Source organism: Candidatus Nomurabacteria bacterium, assembly GCA_020632075.1.
GTDB lineage: Bacteria > Patescibacteriota > Minisyncoccia > Phycocordibacterales > UBA918 > OLB19.
Map to the genome: position 1 here is coordinate 583,912 of JACKGH010000001.1, position 17,650 is coordinate 601,561.

Genomic DNA, 17,650 nt, shown 5'->3' on the forward strand with positions numbered 1-17,650 from the left:
GAAACGAAGTAACGTGGCCCAAAGTCACACTACCGCTTGGCTACCACATCAAAGTGAACTGCACAGTAATACTTCAAGAACTTTGGTGTGATCAGCTCAAGTACTTTGTTGATCGGGTTTGCGATCACTGAACGCCAGAAATTGTCGAGAAAACGTGGCAAGAAAATAAGCGACTTAGGAATCACGCTGTAGCCATACGGCTTCAGCTCAACTTCTGTAAAACCATCAAACAAGTGCATGATCTCACGCCGCCAGTAGTATCGGACCGGACCGTTCTTGTACGGACGGCCAAGCAGATTGAGAATCGCTTGATAGATCATGCCTTGTAGACCCATTAAAGTTGCAACGCGCGGAAATGAAGAGTAGATCAAAACGGTACCACCCGGCTTCACTACTCGCTTGATCTCAGCCATAGCCTTTTCGATAATACTCTTGTGGTTATGCAGAAAGACTGCACTCACCACCACCACATCCACCGACTGGTTCTGGAGCGGCAGCGTATGGATGTCTGCATTCAAAAGCAGCAGCGGAGTTTTTTGTTCTTCATCACTGAGCCTATAGCGATCACGAAAGAGCGCGAGCATCTGGTACGCACTGTCGACACCAACATACCCACCAAGTGGCATATCGGGTAGCAAGTACTTAGCCACCCGACCGTAGCCGGTGCCACAATCAAGCAACACATCCTCTGCCTTGAGGTGCCGCTTGATATCGTCGATCTGCGGCTTTGATTTCTCAGCAGCAGCAGCTTCATCTTGCGCTGAGATCACTGCGTGAGTTGGATTCTCAACCGCCAACTTGTCCCAGACCGTCTTATCAGCAATTTCCTTAGTAACAAAAATACCATCGCGTTCGATAGTGGAATTCGGCTTCAGTTGTGCTTTCAGTGTATCAGTAGACATATCGTGGACCATCATACCATCTCGCTCATACCCTGGCGAACCTAGCTTTCCTCCTCTTCTTCAGCGAGTGTCGCTTCAACAAACATAGCTTCTTCGATACTGGTACGATATGCATCGAGATATTCAGACGGGTCATGATGAAACTTCTCTCTGATAAGCTCCTGACCATTTTTCACAAATGTCTCACGAAGCGGAATGTCATTGAGCAGGTCATTGATACGGTCGGTAAAATCTTGAATGTTTGTTGGTTCACAAATAAACGCAGAAGCGCCCTGTTCGAAGATATCATCGCGCGCGTCAGTCTGAGACATGACCATCGGAATCCCAGCTGCCGCACCACGAAGCACGATCTCCTCACTTTCTGGATCGACATCAGTCACGATCAGCATGTTTGCTGATTTAAGATACGTATCAATATCTGCTCCTCTCTTCTCAAAAACCACTTGACGTTCAATACCAAGCAACTTTGCTCGCTTCTCAAACTCTCCTTGTGCCGGACCTTCACCAATGACTACCATACCCACGCGCGGATTCTTGAGTACAAACCGAGCTGCATCAAGTGCTCGATAAAACGTACTTTCGTGCCCCAGCTTACCTACATAAAGAAGCACAAAAATGAACGGTCTATACTTCTCTTTCAGATCAATGTAAGCGGTACTACTGATCAAACTTTCATAGTTTTGATATCGCGGCAACAATGCAACATCAGGTATGGTGAATTTTTTCTGTACCATAGTAAGGATCGAAGCGGTCAGTGTTCGAACACTCAAAAACTTCGGTATGGTGAAAACCGGCAAAAACAATCGGGAGAAGTTATGTGGACTTTTTTTGATGAATTCTGACGTACTGTAGTCATCAAGAATATGCAGCTGCGTTGGGCGATTGTATTTCTTTCCAAGCATGTGCGCTACGATCGCAGACTCAAAAGGATCACGCGCAACGATCAAGTCTGGACGAAAACCAGCCGCAAACACCAACTGGTCTTCGGCCAATTCTTTCCCGGCTTTAGGAGTAAGCCACCAGTAATCTGAAGATGCTGTATACATCCACACATTATCTGCAACGCGAAGTACTGGATTTTTGGGCGGAATTCCGTGTCGTAAGATCAAGATGTGCACCTCATCAAACAGGTCAGAAATGTCGATGTATCCATCCAGTGTTTGCTTGGTTGGGTTGAGGAGTTCAGTATTACGCGAGACAAAGAGCACGCGAGTAACGTCACGATTTGAAGCAGTGTGAAAGATGCGTTTACCACGCATTGCTTGCTCAGAAGTGACCGTTGGAACAGTAGATTTTTTACTTTTATCCTCACTGCGAATAATATACTGCAGCTCAGAAGCTGCTCGATCCGAAGCGTCAAAGTTAGAAAGATCACGACGTGCCATTACCGCTAGTATAGCAGGCTGTGCGCTTTAAACTGAAGTATATACGTCCACGAAGCGCTTCAAGTATTCTTCCTCACCCAGTGCAAATTGAACAGCTGCTGCATGAGCTGCTTGGCCATGCGCCCTAATCAGGTCAGGGGTATCACAGTATGTACTCATTGCTCCCGCAAAAGCCACTACATCCCCCACAGGGACAACCTGACCAGTTACTCCAGGAACCACAAACTCACCAGCACAACCTACATCAGTGGTCACTACCGGCATACCAGCAGCAGCAGCCTCTACCAATACCATCCCCCATCCTTCGTGATCAGAAGAAAGACAAAGTACGTCGTGCGCCGCAAGTACGCTGGCAATATCATTAGTCCAATCCATAAAAGTGACCGAATCTGTAAGTGCTAGTTGCATAACCTTAGATTGCAACGCAGACCGCATAGGACCTGCGCCGACAATCGTTAATGTACAGTCATGTTGCTTTCTTACTTTTTCAAATGCGTCGATCAACAGTTGGACATTCTTTTCGGGCGATAATCTTCCCACATATACGAACTTCAGTGGTTGCGCGCGTGTGTACTGACGTACGTTTCCAACAGTCAAAAATGAAGAGAGGTCTGCCTGGATCGGCAACACCGTAACAAAAGACGCTGCGACACCACGACTGACCAGAGAACGCTTGATGCGTTCTGAGACGACCCTGATATGTGCGGTGGTACGAACCACTCTCTCGGCATACCAGACACGAACACGTGCGAATAGCGAGCGAGAATTGTATAGACTAAATACATCGCCGTGGATCTGGATGTGGTTGGTCGCGCGGTTGCCTTTGGCAACCGCGCGACCAACCAGCGCCGTTGCACCTGGATCTTGCGTTGAGACGATCCAGGCCTTGGCCGGGCGATCCTTTAGGATCGCCCGGCCAAGGCGAAACGCTTTCCAGAGCGCACCAATCCGCGTCTTAGCGTTCGTGCCATACACATGCAAATTCCCATCTTTGACTTCTGCAGGCAAGCCGTCACGCTTAAGCGTAAACACAATCATATGCAATCCACCTAACGCATCAGCGTACTCCCGCATTCGCAATCGCTCCCGACTTCCCGCCTCGAGCGCCCGCTTCGCGTAGCCGATCATCAAGACCTGTTTCATGAGGCCATTTCTTTTAACATCACCACAATATCTGCAACGATCCGTTCTTTTGCAAACTCCTTTGAGCGACCGCGAGCAGACTGCACCAAACGCTCGCGCGATTCAGGATGATGCAACACCCGTGCGATCGATTCGGTCAATGCATCAGTATCATTAAATGGCACCAAGTACCCATTCACTCCATCGGTAATTAGTTCTGGATTACCACCCGCAACAGTAGTCACAATCGGCGTTCCAATGTCCATCACTTCAATCAACTGATGTGACAATCCTTCGTACGCGGTATTTAGCACAAACACATCCGCTGCCTTGATCATAGCGCCAAGCGTGTCTTTGCTGACACTACCGGTGAACCACACGTTACGGCTTAGCTTACGCTCAGCCACCTTTGCTTCCAAGACCTCCTTCTCTGGGCCGTCACCCACAATAATCAGCGTCACTTGCGGGAACTGTTCTTTCAACGCAGCAACGACATCAATAAGCGCACTGAAACCTTTCCATGGCACGAGTCGCCCTGCCGATACGATTGTGGGGTATGGATACTCAAGCTCTTCTCGAAGCTGCTGACGAGGTGTAGTGACTGTCAGTGGATAGAGAGCGCTATAGATCACCTGGATTTTCTCTTCGGGGATACCCCACTTTACAACCATACGTTTCAGATACTTACTCGGCACGATGACTCGGCGCGCGTGAGAAACCACGTGCGTCTGCACTTTTGCCAGGAGTCTCACTGGCCGTGGCCAGTCACTAGCATCATCGAGATGATCGTCAAGGATCTTGGTTACTCCAAATCGAACCCGTCCCTGCTCCCACGCATAATCACCACCCAGTCTTACCAAAAATGGCAACCGGCGAAGCTTCGAAACCCAGAGCGCCGGCAGTCCCACACTAACCGGATCAAGCGCGTAGATCAGATCAGACTGATGACTCGCGCACCACAACTTCCAGAGGTAGACCATGTGTCGCAACACCTTCGGATACTTCCGCACCCAACCAAACGGAACTACCGTTACTTCGATATCATGAGCTGGTAGCTCTTGCTCAAGCATGGTGGCATACGTCGCCGGACCACCAATCTCCGGCGGATACAAGCCCGTCGCAATCGTTACTTTCATAGTTTCTCTATAATACCATCGACGTCAGCCAGTGTGTGAACGACGTGAATCCCGCGAACTGAGTCAACATTGCCGATCTGTTCTGGATCACGAACCATGAGACATACGATCGCTTGCGGCACTGCAGACTGTACCGAAAGACACTGTTCAATCTTATCGTCGACAAAAACGATGGTTTCGTCTGGCGGAAATTGCTTGGCAATGGACGCCGCATCGACTCCCTTATCACCCTCAGAAAAAATGATATCCGAAACCATGTCACCCAATTTACTGCAGCGCAGCTTTTCTTTTTGATACTCCATAACAGTCTTGCCGTCACTAGTCATCGCAGCGGTAAGAATAAACAGGTCGTCTTTTGATTTCTGTCGCAGCCAATCAAGCGTATCTATATGCAAGTACGTACGCACGTCATAGTGCTGCCAGATCTCGGGTGTAAATAAAAGTGAGCCAGCACCATCTCGAGCTACGAGCTCCTTAAAAGACTTGGCGTCGTACAATGTGTCATCAAAATCTAAAATGTATTTCATAACAACCCAATTAACTTACGTGCCAACTTCCGTGAATCATGACGAATCAAGCTTCGTTTCAATGTATCCCCACCGCTCTTTTGCACTACTTCCTCGCCAAGCAGATCAGCCGGTACAACTCGACAGTCGTTTGATTCGCAATTAAATGCTACCGGATATTCCCCATCGTCTGCGTACCGACCAAGGAGCTCTTCGGGTAACGGTGCAGTATTTACGATCACCGCGTCAGGCATGCGACCTACGTAGCGACTGATCTCTGCGACATGCTCGGATACTCCCATGCCGGTGGTTTGCCCATGCTTGGTCATAAGGTTTGAAACATATACCACCTGCGCGGTTGTGTTCTGGATTGCTTCCGCAACCCCATCAACCACGCAATTGGCCAGCACACTGGTATAGAGGTCACCTGGACCAAGTACGACTAAATCAGCATTAAGAATTGCTGCCTCCGCAGCTTCACTCACCACCGCGCGCGGTGTCACCGACAGCGACACTATTGAATGCTCAGCCCTGTCTTTGGTCGGTTCATCAATACCATGTTCACCAACCAACTCAACACCATCATCGTACGTTGCAACTAAGTTCACTTTCTCTGTCGTCACCGGGATCACGCTACCCTGGACATTGAGCAACTTCGACGCGGCCCGAATCGCTGCCGCTTCTGAGCCAAGAATATCAGTAAGCGCGACAAGGAGCAGGTTGCCGAAGTTGTGTCCCGACAGCCCATTACCTTTTTCAAACCGATACAAGAAAAGTTCTCGCACCAATTCCTCGTGCTCGTCGACATCACTCGCGAGCGCTGCGAGCGCCATACGCACGTCGCCCACCGGCAAGTAGCCAAACTCGTCACGCAATCGACCTGTCGAGCCGCCAGAGTCTGCCATGGTCACGATCGCTGCGACGTCGATCTGTTTTTGATACAACTTGAGCCCACGAAGTACCGTGTGTGTCCCCGTCCCGCCGCCAATAACCACCACACTGTGCTTTTTCATTACCAAAATATAACAAGGTTATGCAGCAATTTGTTTCTTTACTTCTTCGCAAAGAGTGGCTTAAATACTTTGGTATCTATATCTGCTGCCACTATGTCCCAGTCGTACTGAGTGATCGCCATATCCTTGGCTCGAGCTACTACTTCTGCCACTTTCTCCGGTCGATTTACAATGTCTTCAACTGCAGTTTTGATCTGTTCTGGACTGTCTACATCTACCGCCCAGCCGGTTGTACCCTGATCAGGATTACGTATTTCATCAAATAAGAAATCGGCGATACCTCCCTCTTGCGTCGCAATGACCGGCAACTCTGCCGCCATCGCCTCCACAAACGAATTACCCATCCCTTCCGAACGCGATGGTCGAATGAAGATATTGCACGCTTTGAGGTATTTCGGCATCACGGAGTGATCGATGTGACCGCGAAGCAAGACTCGGTCTGACACTCCTAGTTCAGTCGCTAATCTCTGTAATTTTTGCTCATCTGGCCCTGTACCAAACACCACAAACTTCACCTGCTCGGGCAGCAGGGCAATTGCCTTGATAACGTCATCAAGAGCATTTTTATGCACTAGACGCGAGGTAGTCACCAGCAAGACATCGTCGTCTTGGACAGCTAGCTCCCGGCGCACTTCACGCAACTCATCACTACTGTACTGCTGCGTGAAGTGCGCCGTGTTAACTGCATTTGGCACCAACACCGGCTCCCCCGCAAACCCCTTCTGCTTTGCCCAGTTACCAAGAAACGTCGAGATCACTTGCACCGCATCAGCCAGTACGAAGGCATCGGTAAATGCCTGCCCAAATGGTTTCATTTTTTTCTCAATGTGTTCCGGCGGGTCTCCTTCTTGCAAAGTCAGCACATACTGCGCATCCGGGAATACCTTCTTAAACTTCCCTGCTGGCACGCCAGTAGCATGCGCCATCAGCGCCCAGATAGCGTCGAACTTTTCTTCCTTGTGTAGCTTCTTCGCCTGCCAATACGCAGTCCACTGATAAAAGATCTTGTTGAGGTGTAGTGGCAACTTTCGCAAATCCGCGACTGTCGGTTTGTGCGTCGTAAGTCCTATCCGATGCACGGTCACATTACCGATCTGCTCGCGCTTCGGAAATGTTGAGTCATATCGATTACACAACAAATGAAACTCATACTCATCTGTCGAAAGACGATCCGTGATCTCTTTGATCGCAGTTTCAGCCCCACCCACCTTAACTGGGTAGTACACCAGCGAAAAAATCAGGATCTTCTTTTTCATACGGCACGTTACTTTTTCTTCACTGTCAGAATCAGGTGACCAGCAAATTGCTGGTGCCATGCTTTCTTATTGAGTCGCTCATCAAAGCGCTCGAGTCGATGCGCAAACCATTCCCCTACCCCTGGTGAGATCTTGTAGAGGATACGTAGTGGCGCGAACATGGCTGATGCCGTCTCTGCGTCTTGGTCAAAGTTTTTCTTGAAGTACGCTCGCATACCTGCTGGTGTCACTGAGTCACAGTAGTTAATGATCTCTTTACCGAACACCTTCTCCATTAGAAGTTTAGATTGATATGAAAACTGAAACGCATCGAGTGCGTACCGATTCACGAGTGTCACCACCATGATCCCCCCTGGCTTCAGTACACGGAGAATCTCTTCGTATGCCTTCTTGATATCAGCTGCCTCAAGATAGCGAAACAGTTCGATCGAAACTACCGCATCAAACGAATTGTCCGGAAATGGTAGCTCGGTCGCGATCCCTTCAATTACTTTTACATTTGGATTCTTCGCTTGCGCTCGTTCCCTCATTCCCTTGGCTGGCTCAAGACCAGTCATTGTGTAGCCCTTTTCAGAGAGATGATTTAGATAGTACCCGGTACCACACGCCACCTCAAGCACCTCGCCGGTGCCATGTAAATGCTCATCAAAAATTGCATCCATCTTCTCAAACAATTTCTTTCGACCATAGGCAAAGGCGCTCGCATATGGATTTTCATCTAATACAGTGTATCGATCATAAAAGACCGGTGAGTTCATATCATGTGACTGCACCGCCTTCTTTCGATATTTTAATGTCTTTTCGTTCGCTGATTCATTACTCATAGTGGTACTACTATACTACAGTTTTACACTCATCGGCGATCATTCCCATGGTCGTCACTCGCAAGACACCTTCCTCTCGCAAAGAAGCTGCATACTGTAACGCATCTTCGAGTATGTTAAGTTGCGTCGCTGTATCATACGAGAAGTTTGAAGGATGAAACCACAGATGGAAGATCTCTTGCCGATCGGCTGCAGCTTTGATACCGCGTCTGATCTTTCGTTTCATCATAGACGGTGTCACGAGCTTGCGGAAACCATTGCGGCCAAGGAGGAGTAAACTGTCAGGAATATTGATCAGTCCCGACTCGTGTCTGCTTGGCGTGACGGTCCGCACACCAGGCAACATGTAGTCAAACAGGCGCGCCAGTCGACCGAGCGGGCCAGGCAGCTTCATGTACCAGAAAGTACTCAATCCTCGGTAGCACTGGACACCGATCTCGCGCAACTCTTTATGATAGCCTTCCATGTTGCGCGGAAAGATAAACGAAGCGAGCGGTAGACCATAGCGTTTATGAATCCGTGCTATGCCTGCTATATCAGCTGCGATCGCTTCAGGCTTGATGGTGGGTGCACCATACAAAATATGCGCATACGAATGACTACCGATCTCTTGCGGCACCACTGACTGTTGCACAGCTTTGATCACACCAGCGCTATCGAACCACAGCGGATCTGCCGTGTCGCCCGCCGGCGGATGATGGGCAAACCAATCAAGACTACTATCGGTGAAAATCTGTGCCGGAAATTCGGCATGCACTCGCCCATCATCCGCCGGCGAACAATCGGTCTCGAGCAAATGCCCCACGATCGCCCACGTTGCCGAGATGTCGTATTTTTCAAACAGCTTCAAGATCTCTCGTGACACTGCCGCTTCTTCTCGCACCAATTGCCTCCGCTCCACACTCAGCATCTCATCGGCATACCCAAGTGCGTACTCAAAATCTATGCTGATGGTAAGCGTCCCTTTTTTCATAGGCTACGAATTATTCCCTTTCTTTTGCAAACGTTGATTTAAGAAATTGGCATACGCAAAGCGGACTTGGTTCGCAAACGCATCACCCGAACCGATCGACTTAATGAGCGCGGTACGCTTGCTGAGCGAGATAGCTGCCTGCGCTTCGTACGTATCCATGGCATAGACCTGGTCAGCAGTACCGAGAACGCGTTTCAGAATAAACCGGGTGTACCACGAAATGTTCGCGATCTTTTGATCAGCCAGTGTGATCAAAAGTGGGACCTTATGCTTCCTTCCTCCGAGAATTGCTGCTAAAGCTCCATAGCTCGCAAAGAGCGCCCACTGGAACAAATACGAATGTTCCTTGCGTAGTCGACGTCCTACCTTGGCACCCAAAAATGGCAACAGGTATTTGTCGAGTTTATAGCCATACCCCACTCGATGGAGCGTGACATTTGGAATTTCGCACTCATCCCCCATAGTGTCTTTACTGAACTTTGTCGTCACCACATCAAACTGCACGTTCGGCATTGAGCGGATCAAGTCGCACAGTGCATGCTCGGCAGCGCCGGCATGCGGGAAGAACGTGGTCGAAAAGACTAACACTCGTTGCTCTGCTTTTTGCACCTGACCGATCTCGGCCTTCACCTGTTTGATCCAGTCAGTAAGGGTGTGATTTTGCTTCCAGCCGAGCGCTTTAACCTGTACATTATCGACTCCTGCAGTCATCCGGTTTCCTTTTCGCTCTGGCATCATTACCACTTCCCCGCCAAACATATTCGCCACATCAAGCACTGAGTATTGCTGATCAGCACCGATACCATAGCCGTCACCCTTGCCATGCTTTGCAGTGAGAATGAGCCCATCGACAATATCGTACACATGGGTGTAGTTTCGTGTCTGCGTGCCAGGCGCGGTCACCGTAAGTGGCTGACCATTACGGTACAGTTCAGTGAAAATCCGGATGAGTGTACCGTACGATCCAGACATCTCCCGTGGACCATAGACATTATAAAAATACGTAATCGCGTACTCGACTCCAAACCAGTCAGCATAGTTTTTCACCAGTTCGGTATTGGTCGCCTTGGTCCAGGCGTACGGACTCTGATCTCGCCCATCACCCGCATCAGCAAACTTGGTTGATGAACCAGCGTACACCACCTTACAATCACGGCGGCGACAAAATTCCATCACGGCAAACGTGCCGGTCTTGTTGAGATCCCACACCAGCTCCACATCTTCAAAGCTTTTCTCTGTACGAGCATACTCCCCAAGATGAAAGACAATGTCTGGTGTTTCAGAAATATGTTGTGCAATATCCTTCGTGTGACCAGTCCGATACGCAACCCCTTCGACATGATTGTCGGGAGTGCCGGTAAAATAGTTATCAAGCGAAATAACCGCGTACCCTTCCTTGATCAATCGCTCACACAGATGCGAACCAACAAATCCTGCTCCTCCCGTGACGACCGCTAGCTGCTGTTTTTCCATAGTGTCTAATAGTACCAAATTCTACGCGATTTCGTTACGCCGCGGCGACAGGAGGATGCCGAGCACCGCGACCACAAGAACACCAATCAGTGCATACGTCCAGCGATCTCCACTACCTGTCGCCGCGGCTGATACAGCAGCAAGCTGTGTTTCGGCAGGGGTCACCATTACCTCTTCTGGTTTAGCTTCGATTGCCACTTCATCCTTTACAAAACCAAACGATGACTGTGGTACAACTACTTCCGGAGCCACATATACCACTTCCTGGGGTTGAGATACCGCAATCGAACTTACCTGCGGTGCTGGTGCTGAAGCAAGCACAATTGACTGACGCTGCCCGCCTGGCATCTTTGATGCCAGCAATACTCCCTTTGTGTCGTAGACTGCCACCATGCTATTGGTTGTACCGATCTTATTCCCAACAAGCGTGATAGTCTGCTGCGGCAAAATGATCGAGCGTGGTGGAAACACAAAAATATCCTTCCCTCGCACAGCAAACCCTGAAAGATCGACTTCATACGGTGAGTCATTGTTGATCTGTATGTTTCCCGCCGCATCTGCAGTCAGCGAAAGTGCGACTGGCAAAATTGTTATTTCATGTCGAGTGACTTGTTCTTGTCGTTTATATCCCGCGTAGGAAGTTACTACATAAGTCCCGGGAAACGCATAGGTATGTGTTGGCTCTTTCTCACCACTTACTGTCCCATCACCAAAATTCCACTCATACGAAAGCGAATCGATCAAATGATCACCAACACCGTCAGCCTCGATAACAAACGAAACTGGTTGATTCACATAGCCAATTTTTGGCGCATACACTTCTAGCTCGAGTGTCACACCAGGAAGGATGAGAATAGTTGGTTCGCGCTCGACTGGATCTTGTAGTTTTGCACTACCTGAAGTAGCCGGAGTCACGGCCGCGGCGACACGCTCCTCAGGTGGTACTGCCTCCCGTCCCGGAGTCGCCGCGGCCGTGACCCACCCCTTCGTAGTATATTGCGCCGTCTCCTTGGTTACATTATCTCCCCCGATCAACTCCCAGTCAGCTCCACCGATCACCTGGTCAACCAACGACTCATCAGCTCGCTCCAGACGCAGTGTCGCACCGGTATTCACGAGAGCGCCGGTATAGATCATAAAGGCAGCGCCAGCAGCGGAATCATCGCTCGTGCGCTCAAGCACAGCATACGAACCACTTGGAATACTGCCTACTAATTCAATATCTAAATTCATTCCATCGGATAGTCGCCAGCCAGTCACCTCAACTGCTGCACCATCGTTATACAATTCGATCCACTCATGATTAGCCGAAGCAGTCGACCCCATCCACGCCACCTCGCTAATAGACACACCAGCACTTGCCGATACTGGCAACAATAAAAACACACTAAGCAACCACCACTTCTGCATACACTAGCTAAATGGTGAACTGTCTCGATCGGCTTGACGAAGCATGCGCTTGATCTCAGCTATATCAGCAGTCAACTGTCCTTTTACGTCTTCTGCGGGAGGCTCTTGCGACACCGGTGTAAATGCGGAAACTGGACGAGGAGCTGGCACTTGCATTTCTTGAGATGCCGGAGCAACGTCGACAGACTGTGGCGCCGCAATATGCTGCGGCTCAACTGCTGCAGAAGCTGGTTGTGGTACACGATTACGATGCGCGAGCACAACTCGTCGCACCTCATCAGTAGACGGAGCTGGCATAACTACACTTTGTGGCGTCGGAGTGACTACAGGTGCAAGTACCTGTTGTGCAGGTGAGTTAGCTGGAACACCCTCATTGTTCACAGAAGGCTGTGGCGTTTGTTTTGAAACTGTCTCTATCTGAGGGGTGGGTTCTGTTTTTTGCGGAGAGGCTTCTTTAACCTTCTGCAACACGTCAGCCAAAGCACTCTTAAGATCATTTGTGTCAGACGACTCTTTTTTCTCTAGTCTTGGTCGATCATTCCTACTTCGTTCCTCTGGTTTACCGTCTCGCTTCTTTTTGTTCTTGTTACGAGATCGATCCCCTTTACCCTTCTGCTCTGACTGTCGATCTTCACGCTTCTGTCCATCAGTACGAGAACGGCGAACATCATTATTTTGATCACGTTCCGTGTGCTGAGAGGCAAGCGGTCTTTCTGATACTGGACGATCTAAAGTTTTCTTTTCAAACTGCTGCCCTGCTGACTCTGGAGCTGGCCTTGCCTTCTCAATCTCTACAGATACTTCTTTCGCTGGCTGTTCTGAGATCGACTCTGTACTTACCGACACAGAATTACTCTGCTTTTCACCTCCCGAGTTCCCTCCGCTAGTCATTCCTGCCAAGATCTTCCGCAGGTCGTCGGGTGTCTTTTCTGGAACAGGCGGGCGATTGTTTGATTGCCGACGCTCAGGCCCACTATAGTTCCCTCGCGCATTATTATTGTTCCCACTACCACGGAACTGTCCGTTGCCATTGTCTGGCCGTTTGTTATTACCCGCCGAGTTTTTCTTCGGCGCTTCTACTCGATCTGGAGTACTCGACTCAACAACCTGTTTTTCTATCTCTTCCCTTCTACTCGCGAAATGTTTTCGACTTGCATCGATCACCATGTCTCGACATGACACCGGCGGTAGTTGTACTGGAGGTAACGTCTTCGCGGAAAATGGCTGCGAACCGATACCATCGATCATGAGGGTAAGATAGATCTGGGCAAAGCCAAGATTTACCAGATCGTTCGCTTCAAAGCGTGGTGCAAAGACTGTCTCGAGTACCTCCGCATCAAACGGACCAACGCGAAACGCGATCGTGGTACCGACGTTACCAAACACCGCATCGCGCACCTCCTCTTCCATCTGCGCGATGTACTGATGCGCGATAATGAGGTTCAGGTGATACTTACGCGCCTCAGAGAGAATGTTCGCAAAAGTGGAGTTCGCAAAACTCTGAAACTCGTCCACGTAGAAGTAGAAGTTTGGCATCTGCTTCATCTGTTCAACCGGAAGATCTGCTCGACTCATAGCCGCAAGGTAGATTCGAGTAGTGAGCATCGAACCAAGCAGGTTTGCATTTGTCTCACCAATGAGCCCTTTTGAGAGGTTCATAATGAGAATCTTCTTCTCATCCATCATCTTCCGAATATCAAAACTTGAATGTGGCTGACCAATGATGTTACGGATGAGTGGGTTGCCGGTAAACTGCCCGATCTTGTTCTGAATCGCTGGCAACGCTTCGGCAGCAAAGCGATCAGTATAGTTGGCAAACTCGTCTACCCAAAACGACTTAACTGCCGGGTCCTTACAATAATCAACCACCTTCTCTCGATACGCCTTATCGGTGAACAGACGGTTCACCGATAAAAGCGTGGTGTCTGGATACTCGATCAACACCAAGAGGGCGTTGGTCAAAATGTACTCCATACGCGCTGACCAGGCGTCGACCCAGATCTTCTTGAAGGTCGACATGAGACCAGACACCACCAAGTGACGCTTGTCTGGACCAACATCTTCCATGACATTGAATGAAACCGGATAGTCTAGGTCAAACGGCGCAAAGTAGACAACGTCTTTCACTCGATGTTCTGGTACATATCCGAGCAAAGTCTCCGCCGCAGATCCGTGCGGATCGATAAACGCCATGCCTTCGCCATTGAGAATATCCTGCGCTGCCATATTCTCAAGCAGTGTTGACTTTCCCATACCAGTCTTCCCTACCACATACATGTGACGTTGACGGTCTCTGGCTTTAATACCAAAAGACACGTCTTGACCACGCGCATCAGTGCGCGCAAAAAACGTGATCTTTTCTGGATCAAAGGTTGTCATTTCCCAATTAGTATACCACTAGCGATCAAAGCGATATCGCACCTGTGCCAAGAGGGCTTCGATGTCTTCAGTCCGTCCATCAGACCCGAGTATGATCACAACCAGCGTGCGTTCTTCACCTTGGAACTTGATCTTGTGGAGCGAGATAGATGTCTGTCCGGCTGCTAAGGTCTCACCTACCTTCCCACCAATAAAGCTGTCCATATCCTTGACCTCATTGAAGTTCACCAGGCCAGCAAACTCACCACCAACATACGCACTAGGCAACTTCTTCTTAGCCGTGATCTCAAAGATAAAGTTGCGCTCTTTTGCAATATACTGAGTGAGTCGATAGAGGTCGCCAACCGAAGAAATGTTTTCAGCACTGAGTCCCGATGGATCAGCAAAACGCGTATGCATCATGCCGAGCTGGCGTGCCTTTGCATTCATAGCTTCAATGAACTTGTCGCGACCAAGCTCACCAGCAATGGTCTCTGCTGCTTCATTTGAAGACTCGACCAACAGTAGCTGCATCAAGCTGTACATAGAAACAGTACTTCGTTCAGCCAGTCGTGGGATCAGTGAGGTAACGAAAGTTGGTGACGTCACACGCACACGACTATCGAGATCGATATTCTCTGCCGCGACGACTGCAGTCATGAGCTTAGTAAGTGAAGCGATCGGAGCTTCAGCGTCGAGATCTGACGCTGCCAGGATCGTGTTGTTATCAAGGTCGGCGACAAAGTAATGTGGGATATCAACTTCCGGCATCTGTGGTGCGTATACAAAATCATCAACCTCTTCAGCTTCCACCGCATGCACCAAGACGGGCGTGCCGATCTGTGCATTCTTGTAGAGCATCTCAGCAGACTGGTCACTCAACCGAATTCCCCCTACTGTCGTATCATCATCGACCAAAACCCCATCAGGATAGCTTGGCCAACCATGGATCATAAAGTTGCCTTGGAAGGTCAGCTGCCACGGCAGATTCACTTGGCCAATATTACTGAAGACGGATTCCTCTTTCTTCTCTACCTTGTAGAGACCAGAAGGTGTATTCCACCATGAGTCACCGTCACCCACTTTAAATATCTCAGCACTCTGCAGCAAGATTCCTTTGCGGAAATACCGTACTTGTTCTTGCGTCATGTCCACCTCTATAAAGGTCATCTCTTCCTCAATGAACGCATCACGCGTATCAATAAAGAAACTGTTTGAGGCAAGTGCTACCTGTGGACCATACTCAAGATCGGTCACGCTCTTGGTATACGGATCTACGATCGTAACCGTTGGTGCGGCGGCAAGATTTGATTGCGCAACCAACCCATAGCCAGTCGTACCAAGCACCATAAATGCGATCGCTGCTACGATAGTGGTCACAACTTTTGGCAATAATCGACTAGGTTCAGACTGTGCGCTTGCTGGCAAGAAAGACATTTGCGGCGGTTTCTCTCCTTTGCGCGGAATCAACATACCGCGACCTTCTCGCGGTTTATCGTCTTCATATGAAAATAGTTGTACGGTCGGTCCAGATTTTTCTGACATACCACTATGATAGCGTACTCATCATGTCGATAATGCCAGTAGCTCACAGAAAAAGGCCCCTTCGTGGGACCTGTTATTTTTCCAGTTGATCAGGCTGGGGAATGCTGCAAGACACCCTCTTTGCCAATGACCACACCAGCAGCTTCCCGCGCACCAAGCACTCGTTCGATACGACGCGCGATCTGGTATGTGACACGATTCAAAGAACCTTCACGACCAAGCAGAGCCTGTAGACGGCGAAGCTGTTCATCTGAAACGGTTCTCAGGTCTTGATCGGGATAGATCCCACAGACCGGTCCCGGAGAAAAAGTACTCATGCCTACCCTCCTATCTTGGTGTCGAGTAGATCTGTTTTATACAACACAATTTCAATTTCTACAAGCCAAACGTGGCTGTACTGCTTGCTTCCATGAGTGCAGCACGCGTGTAGATATTGGATGGAGCCCAGATCATCCAACTACCTACCCCAGCATCGTAACTTGCTTTGATCTGCGCGCGCACATCGGCAGCATCATAATCCCCACCATAATCAAAATCTTGAATCCAGGTACGGAACTTGTCAGCTGTATAGACCGGCTTCTGATAGAGACCAGTAAAGGTCACCGTACCACTGGCATTCGTACTCATGATCGGCTCGTGCAAGAACCCTTGCATTGGTGTCGTGCTCGACACCATCCGCTCAACACCGGTCTTCATCGCGTAATGCACGATCTGATACGGGTAGTCATTTGGATCAGCGTAGCCAAAGGCACCATCTGGGTAGTGCGACGGATATACCATCGGCGCAATGAAATCAAAGTACGGCGCGGCTCGATCTTGCACCTGTCCGATCGAAAGGTCGTCGTAATTGGTAGTCGTCATACCGAAGAGATCAGCTGAAGTCCACGGCGTGCTCGATGCGCGACCAGTGTTTTCGTGTCGGTAGGTTGCGAATAATTCTTCGTTATCAAGCTGCTCATTGAGGTACTTAAAGAACGCCTCAAGGTTGGCCTGCTTGTCTTTTCCATAGGGTGATGCTTCAGCCTGTGGAAATGAAATATCAAGCATCGGTCCGTCTGATGGATACCGCACATAATCAAAATTAAGTTCATCGTATCCAATGTTGTATGAGTCGACGGCAAGCACAACAAGATGATCCCAGTATGCTTTAGCTCCCACATCGATAAACGACAGACCTTTGTAGTCCTTCCAAACTGTCTCGCGGTCCGCTCGCTTCACCGCAAGCTCCGGGTGTGCTGCGGTGTAGAACGGATCCTGAAAGACCGTAATACGGCCGATCACGTATATACCATTATCGTGAAGCATCTCGATGAACTCACGTGCATCTCGCGCACCACAACGTGACCCTTGCCAAGCTGACTGCCACTCTGGTTGTTCGGGCGGAAATGAGATCGTGCCAGAAAAATCTTTAATGTCGATCACGATCGAGTTGACCTCAGTCGCTCTCGCCAACTCGACCAATTTAGTTCTAAAAGAAGGAGTACCGATGACACATGAGGTCATGTAGATGGCTTTAACCTGCTCTGGCAATGACACGTGTTTAACCACTGGTCGAGTATCGATCGGTTCTGGTACCACAACCTCTTCTTCCAGCACAGTTTCAGACTCGAATGATTCACTCGGTTGACCAACCACACCAACAGCACCCAATGTTTCAACATCAAGAAAACTGAGTGGAATAAAACTCAGTGCAGCAAATAGAACCGCAAGTAAGATCAGAGGTGTGCCAAACTTATGATGCATTCAC

At 49.4% G+C, this 17,650-nt stretch carries 15 protein-coding genes; all 15 read right to left on the reverse strand.

Annotated features, from left to right (window positions below; all coding sequences use genetic code 11):
- Positions 1 to 29 precede the first annotated feature (29 nt).
- Positions 30 to 917, reverse strand: a complete 888-nt coding sequence (locus H6786_02775; protein MCB9816299.1) for a class I SAM-dependent methyltransferase — start codon at positions 915 to 917, stop codon at positions 30 to 32.
- 26 nt (positions 918 to 943) lie between these two features.
- On the reverse strand, positions 944 to 2,287 hold the full coding sequence (locus H6786_02780) for a glycosyltransferase (GenBank protein MCB9816300.1): 1,344 nt from the start codon (positions 2,285 to 2,287) through the stop codon (positions 944 to 946).
- Positions 2,288 to 2,314: 27 nt separating this feature from the next.
- Positions 2,315 to 3,430: a glycosyltransferase family 4 protein gene (locus tag H6786_02785; protein ID MCB9816301.1), complete on the reverse strand. Its 1,116-nt coding sequence runs from the start codon at positions 3,428 to 3,430 to the stop codon at positions 2,315 to 2,317.
- Complete coding sequence (locus tag H6786_02790; GenBank protein ID MCB9816302.1) at positions 3,427 to 4,545, reverse strand: glycosyltransferase family 4 protein; 1,119 nt, start codon at positions 4,543 to 4,545, stop codon at positions 3,427 to 3,429. The genes H6786_02785 and H6786_02790 overlap by 4 nt, the downstream gene beginning before the upstream one ends.
- The gene (locus tag H6786_02795) at positions 4,542 to 5,072 is read right to left on the reverse strand and encodes a hypothetical protein (GenBank protein ID MCB9816303.1); all 531 of its coding nucleotides are present in this window, start codon (positions 5,070 to 5,072) and stop codon (positions 4,542 to 4,544) included. Before H6786_02795 ends, H6786_02790 begins: the two co-directional genes overlap by 4 nt.
- Positions 5,069 to 6,064, reverse strand: a complete 996-nt coding sequence (locus tag H6786_02800; GenBank protein MCB9816304.1) for a YvcK family protein — start codon at positions 6,062 to 6,064, stop codon at positions 5,069 to 5,071. The genes H6786_02795 and H6786_02800 overlap by 4 nt, the downstream gene beginning before the upstream one ends.
- Before the next feature lie 38 nt (positions 6,065 to 6,102).
- Positions 6,103 to 7,320, reverse strand: coding sequence for a glycosyltransferase family 4 protein (locus H6786_02805; protein MCB9816305.1), 1,218 nt, complete (start codon positions 7,318 to 7,320; stop codon positions 6,103 to 6,105).
- Between the two features lie 8 nt (positions 7,321 to 7,328).
- Entirely contained in the window at positions 7,329 to 8,144 is an 816-nt protein-coding gene (locus H6786_02810; GenBank protein MCB9816306.1) for a class I SAM-dependent methyltransferase, read from the reverse strand.
- A gap of 10 nt (positions 8,145 to 8,154) precedes the next feature.
- The gene (locus H6786_02815) at positions 8,155 to 9,117 is read right to left on the reverse strand and encodes a hypothetical protein (GenBank protein ID MCB9816307.1); all 963 of its coding nucleotides are present in this window, start codon (positions 9,115 to 9,117) and stop codon (positions 8,155 to 8,157) included.
- Between the two features lie 3 nt (positions 9,118 to 9,120).
- Positions 9,121 to 10,590, reverse strand: a complete 1,470-nt coding sequence (locus H6786_02820) for an NAD-dependent epimerase/dehydratase family protein (protein MCB9816308.1) — start codon at positions 10,588 to 10,590, stop codon at positions 9,121 to 9,123.
- 21 nt (positions 10,591 to 10,611) lie between these two features.
- Positions 10,612 to 11,727 (reverse strand): PKD domain-containing protein, encoded by a 1,116-nt coding sequence (locus tag H6786_02825; protein ID MCB9816309.1) that lies wholly within the window; start codon positions 11,725 to 11,727, stop codon positions 10,612 to 10,614.
- Between the two features lie 276 nt (positions 11,728 to 12,003).
- The gene (locus H6786_02830; GenBank protein ID MCB9816310.1) at positions 12,004 to 14,379 is read right to left on the reverse strand and encodes a type IV secretion system DNA-binding domain-containing protein; all 2,376 of its coding nucleotides are present in this window, start codon (positions 14,377 to 14,379) and stop codon (positions 12,004 to 12,006) included.
- Between the two features lie 18 nt (positions 14,380 to 14,397).
- Positions 14,398 to 15,903, reverse strand: coding sequence for a L,D-transpeptidase family protein (locus tag H6786_02835; protein ID MCB9816311.1), 1,506 nt, complete (start codon positions 15,901 to 15,903; stop codon positions 14,398 to 14,400).
- 89 nt (positions 15,904 to 15,992) lie between these two features.
- Positions 15,993 to 16,220, reverse strand: coding sequence for a hypothetical protein (locus H6786_02840; GenBank protein MCB9816312.1), 228 nt, complete (start codon positions 16,218 to 16,220; stop codon positions 15,993 to 15,995).
- Between the two features lie 58 nt (positions 16,221 to 16,278).
- Entirely contained in the window at positions 16,279 to 17,646 is a 1,368-nt protein-coding gene (locus tag H6786_02845) for a hypothetical protein (GenBank protein ID MCB9816313.1), read from the reverse strand.
- Positions 17,647 to 17,650 lie beyond the last annotated feature (4 nt).

Excerpts from the sequence above, each read along its gene's own strand:
- H6786_02775 (MCB9816299.1), bottom strand. The coding sequence starts at position 917 with ATGATGGTCCACGATATGTCTACTGATACACTGAAAGCACAACTGAAG.
- H6786_02780 (MCB9816300.1), bottom strand. The coding sequence starts at position 2,287 with ATGGCACGTCGTGATCTTTCTAACTTTGACGCTTCGGATCGAGCAGCT.
- H6786_02785 (MCB9816301.1), bottom strand. The coding sequence starts at position 3,430 with ATGAAACAGGTCTTGATGATCGGCTACGCGAAGCGGGCGCTCGAGGCG.
- H6786_02790 (MCB9816302.1), bottom strand. The coding sequence starts at position 4,545 with ATGAAAGTAACGATTGCGACGGGCTTGTATCCGCCGGAGATTGGTGGT.
- H6786_02795 (MCB9816303.1), bottom strand. The coding sequence starts at position 5,072 with ATGAAATACATTTTAGATTTTGATGACACATTGTACGACGCCAAGTCT.
- H6786_02800 (MCB9816304.1), bottom strand. The coding sequence starts at position 6,064 with ATGAAAAAGCACAGTGTGGTGGTTATTGGCGGCGGGACGGGGACACAC.
- H6786_02805 (MCB9816305.1), bottom strand. The coding sequence starts at position 7,320 with ATGAAAAAGAAGATCCTGATTTTTTCGCTGGTGTACTACCCAGTTAAG.
- H6786_02810 (MCB9816306.1), bottom strand. The coding sequence starts at position 8,144 with ATGAGTAATGAATCAGCGAACGAAAAGACATTAAAATATCGAAAGAAG.
- H6786_02815 (MCB9816307.1), bottom strand. The coding sequence starts at position 9,117 with ATGAAAAAAGGGACGCTTACCATCAGCATAGATTTTGAGTACGCACTT.
- H6786_02820 (MCB9816308.1), bottom strand. The coding sequence starts at position 10,590 with ATGGAAAAACAGCAGCTAGCGGTCGTCACGGGAGGAGCAGGATTTGTT.
- H6786_02825 (MCB9816309.1), bottom strand. The coding sequence starts at position 11,727 with ATGATCTATACCGGCGCTCTCGTGAATACCGGTGCGACACTGCGTCTG.
- H6786_02830 (MCB9816310.1), bottom strand. The coding sequence starts at position 14,379 with ATGACAACCTTTGATCCAGAAAAGATCACGTTTTTTGCGCGCACTGAT.
- H6786_02835 (MCB9816311.1), bottom strand. The coding sequence starts at position 15,903 with ATGTCAGAAAAATCTGGACCGACCGTACAACTATTTTCATATGAAGAC.
- H6786_02840 (MCB9816312.1), bottom strand. The coding sequence starts at position 16,220 with ATGAGTACTTTTTCTCCGGGACCGGTCTGTGGGATCTATCCCGATCAA.
- H6786_02845 (MCB9816313.1), bottom strand. The coding sequence starts at position 17,646 with ATGCATCATAAGTTTGGCACACCTCTGATCTTACTTGCGGTTCTATTT.